Below are 12,277 nucleotides of genomic sequence, written 5' to 3'. Positions count from 1 at the left end.
AATGATTTCTGGCTAGACGCGGTCCTGGAAGACGGTGTACCAGGGGTATGTCCCCACCACGGCGCCGTCGGCCGTCACGGCCTCCAGCGTGTAGAAGTATGTGTTCCCCTTCGTCGCCGTGGCGTCCTCCCACGTCCGGGCGTCCGCTCGGAGCAGTCCGTCGTGCTGGGGCTCGTACGCCTTGGTCGCCGGGTTCCACCGGCTCACGCGGTAGCCGGTGACCGTGGCGCAGCGGGCCGTGTCGGTGCACTGCCAGTCGACGGACGGACGAGTGGCCGTCCGGTTGTGGCCCAGGCTGCCGAGGCTCCAGTCCCGGGTGACGGTCACGGACGGCCGGACGTCGAGCTCGGTGGCCTCGACCACGGTGACCTTCGGGTCGCTCGGGTGCAGCGTGTTGCCCCAGTGGTCCTTGGCCATCACCGCGTACACGTGCGTCTCGCCGTCCGGCAGGTTGCCGCAGAGGATCGCGAGCCAGTTGCTCGTGCCGTCCGAGCAGGTGTCGGGGCCGAGCCACTTGACCGTGCCGTCGGCCTGCCGGACGCCCTTCCACACCACGTACTCGTCGATGTCGTCCTCGGGCGAGGCGGCCCAGCTCACCAGCATGCCGTCGTTGCGCGGGGTGACCTTCACGCCGGTGACCGGGCCGGGCGCCACGGTGTCGCCGGTGCGGACGACGACCGGCGCGGAGTACGCCGACTCGTTGCCGTACGGGTCCACCGCCGTGACGGCGTACGTCACGTACGTGTTCGCGGGCATGTCCACGTCGTAGCAGTTGCCGCCGTTGCTCGCCTCGTCGCTCTCCTCCGCGACGCAGGTCACCTGGGTGCGCGCGGTCGGGTCGAACGTCTTGCCGGGCGAGCGGTACACGCGGTAGTGCCCGCCGTTGTCCCAGTCCTCGTGGAAACCGTCGGGCTGGCTCCAGTGCACATTGGTGTAGCCGGGACGGGCGCCGGCGGTGACGCCGGTCGGGGACTTCGGTGGCATCCGGTCGACGCCGTCGCTGGTGACCGTCGCGTACGCCCCCGGGTTGCCGGCTGCGTCGAGGGCCCGGACCCGGTAGTACGTGTTCGTGTTCACAACGCCGCTGGTCCGGTACGACGTCGCGGTCGTCGTACCGCGCAGCTCGAACGGTCCGGCAGCCGCGGACGAGGTGTACACCTCGTACTTCGCCGTGTCGGCGACTCCCTGCCAGTTCAGGGTGTCCCACCACCCGTCGCCCGTGGCGACCGTGAGTCCGGTGGGGGCGGCCGGCCCGGTGCGGTCGACGGTCGTCGCCGTCACGTCCGGGCTGCCGGCGGACTCGCGGCCGGCCTTGTCGACGGCGCGGACCTCGTACAGGAAGGTCTGGCCGGTCGCGGGCGGAGCGTCGACGAAGGACCGGGTGGTCAGCAGGTACGTCCCGCTGACCTTGGCCCAACTGGTGGCGCTCAGCCGGCGGTACACGCGGTACCCGGCGAGGTCCATCTCTTTGTTGGCGGTCCAGCGCAGGGTGGTCTTGGCCGTCGCCCGGTCGTACGCGGCGGTGAGGCCGGTCGGGGCGAGCGGCTTGACCGTGTCGACGGCGGCCTCGGTGCGCGGGGTGTACGTGAAGGCGGCGTTGGCGACGCCGGTCCATGCGACGTAGTCCACGCGGAGCGTGTGCTTGCCGGCTGGGATGGTCAGGTCGATGGTCTTGCGGGCGGTGGTGGAAACGTTCTTCCACAGGTCGATCTTCCGCACACCGTCGACGTAGACGCGCATGCCGTCCTGCGTGGCGGCGGAGAGCCGGAAGGGGCCACCGGAGCCGAAGTCCCGGGTGAGGGACCAGCGGACGGAGAAGTTGTCCTTGGGCAGAGTAACGCCGGCCGGGTCGCCGGACCCGTAGTTCTCGCTGATGGCGGTGTCGCAGACGGTTAGCTTCGGCGTGCCACTGAAGGTGGAGTTGCCGAAGTACTGCGCCCTCCAGACGGGAGAGGTGCAGGTGACCGCCGCGGAGGCGGGGGCGGCAGTGATCAGCCCGCCGGTGGTGGCGAGCGCCGCCGTCGCGGCCAGCGCGGACAGCCGGGTACGAGTCATCACAGAGAGTGGGCCCCTTCTGGACCAAGGGAAAGCCCGTGAAACGGGCGACGCCTGTGTGACTCATGAGGCGGGGTCAGGGTTGCTCCTCCCGCTCACCATTTTTCACGGACGTTCGCCTCACACCGGCCGTACCGGTGGACGTCAATGGAAAGCGCTGACCTGACGAGATGCCGGGCAGGCAACAGGCCTCCGGAGCCGCTGCTGTACAGCAGCGAAGTACAGCAACCGCACCAACCGGCCTTGTCGGGTAGCGTCTTCCCAGGGCCGAAGCACGACCGGTATGACCTTCGCTGACCGATCTCTGCAGAGCTACGGATCAGAAGGTTGCAGGTTCGAATCCTGCCGAGTGCACAGCAGGCGAGAGGCCCCCGGGATCACCCGGGGGCCTCTCGCGTTGGGGGGTCGTTGCGGCGGCTAGGGTGTGCGCAGTCAGGACCGAGCACACACAAGGAGGGGTGGTCACGATGGCGGACATCGAGGCGGCCAAGAAGGCGTTCACGCGATTCGACGTCGATGGGGACGGGCTCATCACGGCGGGCGAGTACAAGAGCGTGATGGCGCAGCTCGGGGACTTCAACGTGACCGAGACCGTGGCGCAGAGCGTCATCAGGGCCGTCGACGCCAACGGCGACGGCAAGATCTCGTGGGACGAGTTCTGGGCGGCCCAGCAGGCCTGACGCCGGGCCGGGGGTTCAGGTCTCCTCGAGGAGGAGCTGGGGGACCTCGGTCGCGCCGCAGAGCCGCAGGGTGCGCGCGTGCAGTCGTGGGCAGTGGATGGTGACGCGGTCGGCGGGGCCGAGGGACGCCACGTGGCGGATCAGGACGGATGCGCAGCGGGCGTCGAGGAAGGCGAGCCGGGTGAGGTCGACCCGGTACGGCGGGCCGGAGGGCGCCGCGAAGGCGTGACGGACGGCCAGTTCGAAGTCGTTGCGGGTGGCGAGGTCCGCGTCGCCGCGGAGGGCGAGGGTGTCGCCGGAGCGCTCCGCGCGCAGTGATCCGTGGCGGGGGCGTACGCAGACCGGGTGGGCCGCCCTGACCCGGTCGAGGAGCGAGGCGGCGAAGCGCCGCTGGTCGTACTCGCAGATGGTGGTGAGGCCGAGGCCCGCGAGGATCGGGGTCATGGCGGTCTCGTGGCCGAGCAGGCGGTCGCGGTCCAGGCGGGGGCCGAGGGCCCAGGACATGTCGCCGGCCACGCGGAGGCCGGAGAAGCCGTGGCAGTGGGCGGTGTTCGTGAGCGCGGTCCAGGCGGCGGCGCCGTCGTAGCCGGGGACCTCGGGGGTGATGACGAGGGCGCTGTGGCGGACCGCGTCGGCGGCGCGGATCCCGTGGGCGCTGAGGCGGGTGACGGCCTCGGCCGGGGGCGTACCGGGATCGGTGAAGAGCAGGACGCGTTCGCCGCGGGCCAGGCCGATCGCGGTGAAGGCGGCGCGGATCTCCCAGCGGTCGTCCTCGTCCTGGAAGCCGAGGCAGGCGTGGTCGCCGGACGCCATGCGGTCGACCGAGACAGTACGAGGCACGGTGCCGCTGTCCATGGGGCCGAACATACGCCCGGCCCCGTGGAGCGGCCGGGCGCTGAACGCCTTTGAGCGGAGGGTTCCGTTCCTGTCGGTGGCCTGTCCCCGATTGCCTGCGGGCGGACCTTCAGTGACCGGTGGGCTTCAGCGCCGCGGCCAGCCGGCGCCACTGCTCGCGCGGCAGTCCGGACCGGTCCTCGCCCGAGGCCAGCACCTGGACGGCGACGTGGTCGGCGCCCGCGTCGAGGAAGGCGTCGATCCGCTGCCGGACCCGCTCCTCGTCGCCCCAGCCGAAGAGCGCGTCGACCAGGCGGTCGCTGCCCCCGTCGGCGAGGTCGTCCTCGGTGAAGCCCAGGCGCAGCCAGTTGCCGGTGTAGTTGGGGAGCGTCAGGTAGAACGCCAGCATCTCCCGGGCGGTCTCGCGGGCCCGTGCCGGGTCGGTCTCCAGGACGACCGTGAACTCCGGTGCCAGCAGCGGCCCCTCGCCCAGCGTGGCGCGCGCCTGAGCGGTGTGCTCGACGGTGACCAGGTAGGGGTGGGCGCCCGCCGAGCGGTCGCGCGCGAGCTCCAGCATCCGCGGGCCGAGCGCGGCGAGCACCCGCTTCCCGGCCGGCGCCCCGGCGGCGTCCAGTTCGTCGAGATAGCGGGTCATCGCGGCGTACGGGTGCTTGTACTGCTCGGCGAGGCGGGCGTGGCTGACGCCCAGCCCGAGCAGGAAGCGCCCGGGGTGGGCGGCCTCGATGCCCGCCTGGCGGGCGGCGGTGTCCTCGGCCCCGTACTGCCAGATGCTGAGGATGCCGGTCGCGACGGTGATGGAGGAGGTGGCCTCGATCAGCGGCACCGCGTGCTCGACGCCGCTGCTGCCGCCGAGCCACAGGGCCCCGTAGCCCAGCTCCTCCAGTTCGGCCGCGGTCTCGGCGAGTTCGGCCGCGCGGGCCGGGTCGGGGTCGCGCAGCCCGGCGTTCCACAGGCCGTAGCGCCCGATCGCCGGCGTCTGGCTGTCGCTCATGGGTCTTCTCCCGCCGTGAAGTCCGTTTGAAGTTCGACGTCCTTCGTACCAAAACGGGGTCCGCGGCCCGCGCATTCCCGGCCCGGCGGCGCGTCAGGGTGTCCGCCGGGACCGCCGGCAGGTCCCGCGGCAGCCTCCGCGACAGGGGATTCTCAGGGAAATCACAGGCAGCGGAAAGGGGGTTCTCAGCGGCGGCTCACAGGATGCGGGCATGACCGCGTCTCCTTCCCCCGCCGCCGACCTCACGCGTCCCGACGGCGCACCTGTCCGGGTGCTCGTCGTCGACGACGAGAACGCCCTCGCCGACCTGCTCTCCATGGCCCTGCGCTACGAGGGCTGGGACGTCCACACCGAAGGCACCGGCTCCGACGCGCTGCGCGCCGCGCGTGAGCTGCGACCGGACGCCGTGGTCCTCGACGTCATGCTGCCCGACATGGACGGCCTGGAGGTCCTGGCCCGGCTGCGCCGCGAACTGCCCGACGTGCCGGTGCTGTTCCTCACCGCCAAGGACGCCGTCGAGGACCGCATCGCGGGCCTCACCGCGGGCGGTGACGACTACGTCACCAAGCCGTTCAGCCTGGAGGAGGTCGTGGCGCGGCTGCGCGGGCTGCTCCGCCGGGCCGGGGCCGCCACCGGCCGCCAGGAGTCGCTGCTGGTCGTGGGCGACCTCGTGCTCGACGAGGACAGCCACGAGGTCAGCCGCGGCGGCCAGGGCATCCACCTCACGGCCACCGAGTTCGAGCTGCTGCGGTACCTGATGCGCAATCCGCGCCGGGTGCTGAGCAAGGCGCAGATCCTCGACCGCGTCTGGTCCTACGACTTCGGGGGCCAGGCCAACGTCGTCGAGCTCTACATCTCCTACCTGCGCAAGAAGATCGACGTGGGCCGCCCCCCGATGATCCACACCCGGCGCGGCGCCGGCTACCTGATCAAGCCGGGCGAAACGGCGTGAGCCGGGCCCGCCGGCGCCCCTCCCTGCGGACCCGGCTGGTGGTCTCCTCGGTCGCGCTCATCGCGGTCGTGTGCGCGGTCATCGGTACGGTCACGACGCTCGCCCTGCAGTCCTTCCTCTTCACGCAACTGGACAAGCAGGTCGGGGCGGTCGCAGGCCGGGCCCGGCTGGACCCGGGTTACGGCGGCGAGCAGCCGGGCGGGCCGCCGGTGGTCCCCAGGACCACCGGTACGGGGGCCGACGGCTCCGGCACCGAGTCCCTGCGCTTCATCACCGGGCCCGGCATCGCCCCCGGGACCGTGGGCGCCCGGTTCGACGCGACCGGCGCGGTGACCGCCGCCGGTGTCAGCGCGCAGCCCAGCGGCACCCAGTCCCGGCTGAAGGCCCGGCCGCTCACCGCCCCGCAGCGCGAGGCGTTCGCGGCCGTCCCCCTGGACGGCCTGCCGCACACGCTCGACGTCCCGGGACTGGGGGGCTTCCGCGTGCAGTCGGCCACCGACGGCACCGGTGGGTGGCTGCTCGTGGGACTGCCGACGACGACCGTCCGCGACACCATCGGCACCCTCGTGGTCGTCGAGGCCTGCGTCACCGCAGCGGGGCTGGCCGCCGCCGGGATGGCCGGCTTCGTCATGATCCGGCTCAGCCTCCACCCGCTGCGCCGGGTCGCCGCCACCGCCACCCGGGTCTCCGAACTCACCCTCCACCGTGGCGAGGTCGCCCTCCACGACCGCGTGCCGGACGCCGACACCGATCCGCGCACCGAGGTCGGCCAGGTCGGCGCCGCGCTCAACCGCATGCTCGACCACGTCGGCAACGCCCTGCACGCCCGCCAGGAGAGCGAGACCCGGGTCCGGCGGTTCGTCGCCGACGCCAGCCACGAACTGCGCACCCCGCTGGCCTCCATCCGGGGGTACGCCGAGCTGACCCGGCGCGGCCGGGAGGCGATCGGCCCGGACACCCGGCACGCGCTCGGCCGGATCGAGTCGGAGGCGAGCCGGATGACCACCCTGGTGGAGGACCTGTTGCTGCTCGCGCGGCTGGACGCCGGGCGTCCGCTCGGCCTGACCGGGACGGACATGTCCCCGCTGGTCGTCGACGCCGTCAGCGACGCCCGCGCGGCCGGGAGCGACCACCACTGGCTGCTGGGCCTCCCCGACGAACCCGCCGTCGTGCACGGCGACCCGGAGCGCCTGCACCAGGTGCTGACCAACCTGCTCGCCAACGCCCGCACCCACACCCCGCCCGGCAGCACCGTCGTCGCGCGCGTCGTGCCGCGCGGCCGGGAGGTGCTGGTCGAGGTCGAGGACGACGGTCCCGGCATCCCGCCCGCCCTGCTGCCGCACGTCTTCGAGCGCTTCGCGCGCGGTGACGCCTCCCGCTCCCGGGCGGCCGGCAGCACGGGCCTGGGACTCGCCATCGTCCAGGCCGTGGTGGCCGCGCACCGCGGCACGGTGTCCATCGACAGCGTGCCAGGCCGCACCGTCTTCCGCGTCCACCTGCCCGCCGCGCACTCACAGCTGCCGCTCAGCGCCGCCACAACGCCATGACAGCGTGCCGGACGAAGGTCGTCGCCATGCGAACCCAACAGCTCCCACCGACCGGCCGGCCGGCCCGGGGCCCGGAGGCCCTCCCCGCCCGTGAGCACCTGGCCGTCGCGCAGACCGAACCGGTGCTCGACGTCGTGATCCCCGTGCACAACGAGGAGAAGGACCTCGAAGGCTGCGTTCGCCGGCTCCACACGCACCTGCGGCGCACCTTCCCCTACCCGTTCCGGATCACCGTCGCCGACAACGCCAGCACCGACCGCACGCCGCTGATCGCCACGGCCCTGGAGGCCGAACTCCCCGAGGTCACCGCCTTCCGGCTGGAGCGCAAGGGCCGCGGCCACGCCCTGCGCGCGGTGTGGTCGGCCTCCGGGGCGCCGGTGCTGGCGTACATGGACGCCGACCTCTCCACCGGCCTCAACGCGCTGCTGCCGCTGGTCGCCCCGCTGATCTCCGGCCACTCCGACCTGGCGATCGGCTCCCGGCTGGCCCGCAGCTCGCGCGTCGTGCGGGGCGCCAAGCGGGAGTTCATCTCCCGCTCCTACAACGTCCTCCTGCGGACCTCGCTGGCCGCCCGCTTCTCCGACGCGCAGTGCGGCTTCAAGGCCATCCGCAAGGACGTCGCGGAACGGCTGCTGCCCCTGGTGGAGGACACCGGCTGGTTCTTCGACACCGAGATGCTCGTGCTGGCCGAACGGGCCGGGCTGCGCATCCACGAGGTGCCGGTCGACTGGGTCGACGACCCCGACTCGAGCGTGGACGTCGTCAGGACCGCCACCGACGACCTCAAGGGCGTGTGGCGGGTCGGCAGGGCACTCGCCACGGGCGCACTCCCGCTCGACCGGCTGCGCCGGCCCTTCGGCGACGACCCGCGCGACCGCGGTCTCGCCGACGTGCCGGCCGGGCTCGCCCGGCAGTTGGTCGGCTTCTGCGTCGTCGGCGGGCTGAGCACGGTCGCCTACCTGCTGCTGTACACGCTCTTCCGCACCCTCTGCGGCGCCCAGACCGCCAACGCCCTCGCCCTGCTGCTCTCGGCGGTGGGCAACACGGCCGCCAACCGGCGGCTGACCTTCGGCGTACGCGGCCGCGACAAGGCCGTGCGGCACCAGGCGCAGGGGCTGGTCGTCTTCGGCATCGGCCTGGCGCTCACCAGCGGATCGCTGGCCGCGCTGCACGTCGCCGACACCACGCCCGCGCACGGCACCGAACTCGCCGTGCTCGTCGCGGCCAACCTCGCCGCGACCGTGCTGCGTTTCCTGCTCTTCCGCGCCTGGGTCTTCCCCGACCGGACGGGCGGCACACGGCCCGTAGCGGTCGCGGATCCCACCCGGGACGCCACCGTCCCCCTGCCGACCGCGCGTCCCGGCGCGCACGACCCGAGGAGCGACCGATGACCACGTCGCGCAGCGACGAGGCCCGGGACCGGGCCGTGCCGGCTCAGCGCCCCCTCCCCCCGCCCCCGGCCCACGCACCCGCGGTCGTGAGCCGTACGCCGGTCCCGGTGGACGCCCCGCCGCCCGGCGCCGAGGGGCGCAGCCCCGTCCCGGCGGGTGCCCTGGCGCCGGTGGCACCCCCGGCGCACCACGTGCCGCAGGGCGGCGGCACCGGCCGCCCCCGCGGGACCGCCGCCCGCCTGTGGCGCGGACGGCCGCAGGACCCGCGCTGGGCGCGGCCCGCCCTGCTGGTGCTGCTCGCCCTCACGACCGTGCTCTACCTGTGGGACCTGAGCAGTTCGGGCTACGCCAACAGCTTCTACTCGGCGGCCGCGCAGGCGGGCGGCGAGAGCTGGAAGGCGTTCTTCTTCGGCTCGTCCGACGCGGCGAACTCGATCACGGTCGACAAGCCCCCGGCCGCGTTGTGGCCGATGGCGCTGTCCGTGCGGCTGTTCGGCCTGAGTTCCTGGGCGATCCTGGTGCCCGAGGCGCTGATGGGGGTCGCCGCGGTCGGCGTCCTCCATGCCGCCGTTCGCCGCCGCTCCGGGCCGGCCGCCGGCCTGATCGCCGGACTGGCCCTGGCGCTCACCCCGGTCGCGGCGCTGATGTTCCGCTTCAACAACCCCGACGCGCTGCTGTGCCTGCTGATGGTGACGGCGGTGCACTGCGTCCTGCGCGCGCTGGAGGACGCCCGTACGAAGTGGCTGGTGCTCGCCGGCGTCGCGTTCGGCCTCGGCTTCCTCACCAAGACGCTGCAGGCCTGGCTGATCCTGCCGCCGCTGGCGCTGGTGTACGCCGTCTGCGCCCCGGCGACGGTGAAGCGGCGCTTCGCGCAGCTCGGTCTCGCCGGTCTGGTGACCGCCGTGTCCGGCGGCTGGTGGGTCGCGATCGTCGAGCTGTGGCCCGCGTCCTCCCGCCCCTACGTCGGCGGTTCGCAGGACAACAGCTTCCTGTCGCTGACCTTCGGCTACAACGGCCTCGGCCGGATCACCGGCGACGAGACCGGTTCGGTCGGGGGCGGCGGCGGACCGAACGGCGGCGGACAGTGGGGCGAGACCGGCTGGGGCCGGCTGTTCGGCTCGGACATGGGCGGTCAGATCGCCTGGCTGCTGCCCGCGGCCCTCGTGCTGCTGGTCGCCGGACTCTGGCTGACCCGGCGCGCCCCGCGCACGGACACCGGCCGTTCGGCCTTCCTGGCCTGGGGCGGTGCGCTGGCCGTCACCTTCCTGACCTTCAGCTTCATGTCCGGGATCTTCCACCAGTACTACAACATCGCCCTGGCGCCCTACATCGCGGCGCTGACCGGCATGGGCGCGGTGATGCTGTGGGAGCGGCGCGCGCACCCCGCGGCCGCGGCGGTCCTCGCGGGCACGGTCGTGCTCACGGCGGTCTGGTCGTACGTCCTGCTGGGGCGCTCCGCCGACTGGTACCCCTGGGTGCGGTACGCCGTGCTGGTCACCGGGATCGCGGCGGGCGGGCTGCTGCTCGGGGCCCGGCTGCTCCGGCGGCTCGCGCCGCTCGCGGCCGCGGCCGGCCTGGTGGCGGTCCTCGGCGGGCCGCTGGCGTACACCGTGCAGACCGTCGGGACGGCGCACACCGGCTCCATCGTGACGGCGGGCCCGGCGGTGCAGGGCGGCGGCATGCGCGGCGGCTTCCCGGGCGGTACGCCGGGCGGCAACGGACGGCAGGGCCAGGGCGGGCAGGGCTTCCCCGGCGGCGGTCCCGGCGGTACGGGCGGCTTCCCCGGGGGCATGCCCGGCGGCAACGGGCAGCAGGGCCAGGGCCAGCAGGGCCAACAGGGTCAAGGCCAGGGCCAGGGCGGCCAGGGCTTCCCCGGCGGCGGTACGGGCGGCGAGAGCCGCCGCGGCGGAGCGGCGGGGGGCCTCGGCGGACTGCTGGGCGGCTCACAGGTGGCCGACGCCACCAAGGAGGCGCTGCTGGAGGACGCCGACGCGTACACCTGGGTGGCCGCCGCCATCGGCTCCCAGAACGCCGCGAGCTACCAGTTGGCCACCGGCAAGCCGGTGATGGCGATCGGCGGCTTCAACGGCAGCGATCCGTCCCCGACGCTGGAGCGGTTCAAGGAGTACGTGGCCGCCGGGAAGATCCACTACTTCATCGCCTCCGGCGGCATGGGCGGGGGCGGCGGCCGGGGCGGCAGCGGTACCTCCTCGCGGATCAGCTCGTGGGTGGAGGAGAACTTCGGCTCCACCACCCTGGGCGGAACGACCGTCTACGACCTGACCGACCCGAGCTGAACCCAGGTCGTGGGACGCGGAAGGGGGCGGCGGCCACTGGGCCGCCGCCCCCTTCGGGCGGTGGGGGCACCTCCCGGCGGTAGCCGGGGGAGCTCCTTTGACGACGGGTCCTAGTCCTTCGGGGCCAGCCGCGCCGGGAAGCCGCCCGTGGCGATCGGGCCCCAGCGTTCCGGGGTCACGCGCACCAGGGACTTGCCCTGCCTGACCATGGCGGCGCGGTACTCGTCCCAGTCCGGGTGCTCGCCCGCGATGTTGCGGTAGTACTCCACCAGCGGCTCGACCGAGTCGGGGGAGTCGATGACCTCGGCGGTGCCGTCGACCTGGACCCAGGGGCCGTCCCACTCGTCCGACAGGACGATCACCGAGGCCCGCGCGTCACGGCGGGCGTTGCGGGCCTTGGCCCGCTCGGGGTAGGTCGAGACGACCAGGCGCCCCGCGTCGTCGACCCCGCAGGCGACGGGGGAGCCCTGGGGGCGGCCGTCGGCGCGGGTGGTCAGCAGCAGGGCGCGGTGGCGCGGTCGTACGAATTCCAGCAACTGGTCGAGTTGCACGCTGGTATTGGTCGCGATGTAGGCAGCCATGACGGCAGCCTATGCTTCCCCCGGCTCGACGGCGGGGAGGGCCCTCCCCTGGACCGCCTGGATGTCGAGGGTGACCCTCAGCGTCGTCCCCATGGTGGCGATCCCGGCCCGTACGACCTGGTTCCAGTTCATCGCGAAGTCCTCGCGGCGCAGTTCGGCCGTCGCGCGGAAGGCGGCGCGCACGCCGCCCCAGGCGTCCGGCCCGGTGCCCAGGTAGGCCAGGTCGAGGTCGACGGGGCGGGTGATCCCGCGCATGGTCAGCTCCCCGTGGACGGTCCACCGGTCGCCGGCGGCCGGCTCCAGCGAGGTGCTGCGGTAGCTGACGGTGGGGTGCTCCCGCACGTCGAGGAAGTCGGCGGAGCGCAGGTGCTCGTCGCGGGTGCCGTTGCCGGTGTCGATCGACGCGGCGTCGATGACGGCCTTGACGGACGACGCGAGCGGCTGCTCCGCGACGTCGATCCGGCCCGCGAAGGTCCTGAAGCGGCCGTGCACGGTGGACAGGCCCAGGTGCTGGGCGACCGCGCCGGCCTCGGAGTGCGCCGGGTCGATCGTCCACGGTCCGGGTGGCGGCAGTTCGAGGCCGCCGGCGCGGCCCAGCAGCAGGGTCCCCAGGTCCGCCGAGCCGGAGGCGGTCACCAGCGCCGTCGCGGCGGCCGGGCGGTAGCCCACGGCCGTCACGATGACGGTGTACGCCCCGGGGGCCAGCGCGGCGGTGCGCACGGCGCCCTCGGCGTCCGCGGCCTCCCGCGCGATCTGCTGCCCGGTCATGTCGGTGACGGTCACCACGGCGTGCGGCACCGCCCAACCGTCCTTCGTCCGGATCCGCCCGCGCAGCCCGGCTCCTGCCGTCGTGTCCATGTACCTCGCTCGCCCTTCGGTGCGTTCCCCCGGCCGGGTCCGGTCGGACGGCCCGGGCCGTCCCCTGCCC

10 protein-coding genes are annotated in these 12,277 nt (G+C 73.6%); 5 read left to right on the top strand and 5 right to left on the bottom strand.

The features are described from left to right. Window positions 1-12 precede the first annotated feature (12 nt). Complete coding sequence (locus ACFV3E_RS02815) at window positions 13-2,055, bottom strand: PA14 domain-containing protein (protein WP_500533386.1); 2,043 nt, start codon at window positions 2,053-2,055, stop codon at window positions 13-15. Between the two features lie 467 nt (window positions 2,056-2,522). On the opposite strand from ACFV3E_RS02815, the gene ACFV3E_RS02810 reads away from it, so the two are divergent. Then, a complete protein-coding gene (locus tag ACFV3E_RS02810) occupies window positions 2,523-2,735 on the top strand; it encodes an EF-hand domain-containing protein (RefSeq protein WP_089225352.1) in 213 nt (70 codons plus the stop codon). Window positions 2,736-2,750: 15 nt separating this feature from the next. Here the strand turns inward: ACFV3E_RS02810 and ACFV3E_RS02805 are convergent, their stop codons facing one another. Both ACFV3E_RS02805 and ACFV3E_RS02800 read right to left on the bottom strand, forming a co-directional pair. Then, window positions 2,751-3,590: an MEDS domain-containing protein gene (locus ACFV3E_RS02805; RefSeq protein WP_500533051.1), complete on the bottom strand. Its 840-nt coding sequence runs from the start codon at window positions 3,588-3,590 to the stop codon at window positions 2,751-2,753. A gap of 109 nt (window positions 3,591-3,699) precedes the next feature. Next, entirely contained in the window at window positions 3,700-4,581 is an 882-nt protein-coding gene (locus ACFV3E_RS02800; RefSeq protein ID WP_500533050.1) for an LLM class F420-dependent oxidoreductase, read from the bottom strand. Window positions 4,582-4,792: 211 nt separating this feature from the next. Between ACFV3E_RS02800 and ACFV3E_RS02795 the strand changes: the two genes are divergently transcribed. Genes ACFV3E_RS02795 through ACFV3E_RS02780 form a run of 4 tightly spaced genes read left to right on the top strand, consistent with a single transcriptional unit; the run spans window position 4,793 to window position 10,768 of the window. Then, a complete protein-coding gene (locus ACFV3E_RS02795) occupies window positions 4,793-5,533 on the top strand; it encodes a response regulator transcription factor (RefSeq protein WP_500533049.1) in 741 nt (246 codons plus the stop codon). Further along, window positions 5,530-7,080: a sensor histidine kinase gene (locus tag ACFV3E_RS02790; RefSeq protein WP_500533048.1), complete on the top strand. Its 1,551-nt coding sequence runs from the start codon at window positions 5,530-5,532 to the stop codon at window positions 7,078-7,080. Before ACFV3E_RS02795 ends, ACFV3E_RS02790 begins: the two co-directional genes overlap by 4 nt. 26 nt (window positions 7,081-7,106) lie before the next feature. Next, window positions 7,107-8,471 (top strand): bifunctional glycosyltransferase family 2/GtrA family protein, encoded by a 1,365-nt coding sequence (locus ACFV3E_RS02785; RefSeq protein WP_500533047.1) that lies wholly within the window; start codon window positions 7,107-7,109, stop codon window positions 8,469-8,471. Further along, on the top strand, window positions 8,468-10,768 hold the full coding sequence (locus ACFV3E_RS02780) for an ArnT family glycosyltransferase (protein WP_500533046.1): 2,301 nt from the start codon (window positions 8,468-8,470) through the stop codon (window positions 10,766-10,768). Before ACFV3E_RS02785 ends, ACFV3E_RS02780 begins: the two co-directional genes overlap by 4 nt. 110 nt (window positions 10,769-10,878) lie before the next feature. On the opposite strand, the gene ACFV3E_RS02775 is transcribed toward ACFV3E_RS02780, so the two are convergent. Next, the gene (locus ACFV3E_RS02775) at window positions 10,879-11,349 is read right to left on the bottom strand and encodes a PPOX class F420-dependent oxidoreductase (protein WP_499512985.1); all 471 of its coding nucleotides are present in this window, start codon (window positions 11,347-11,349) and stop codon (window positions 10,879-10,881) included. 9 nt (window positions 11,350-11,358) lie between these two features. Then, the gene (locus tag ACFV3E_RS02770; RefSeq protein WP_500533045.1) at window positions 11,359-12,207 is read right to left on the bottom strand and encodes a YceI family protein; all 849 of its coding nucleotides are present in this window, start codon (window positions 12,205-12,207) and stop codon (window positions 11,359-11,361) included. Window positions 12,208-12,277: the final 70 nt, after the last annotated feature.

Source organism: Streptomyces sp. NPDC059718, assembly GCF_042733315.1.
GTDB lineage: Bacteria > Actinomycetota > Actinomycetes > Streptomycetales > Streptomycetaceae > Actinacidiphila.
This window is presented reverse-complemented; position numbering and strand designations above follow the sequence as displayed.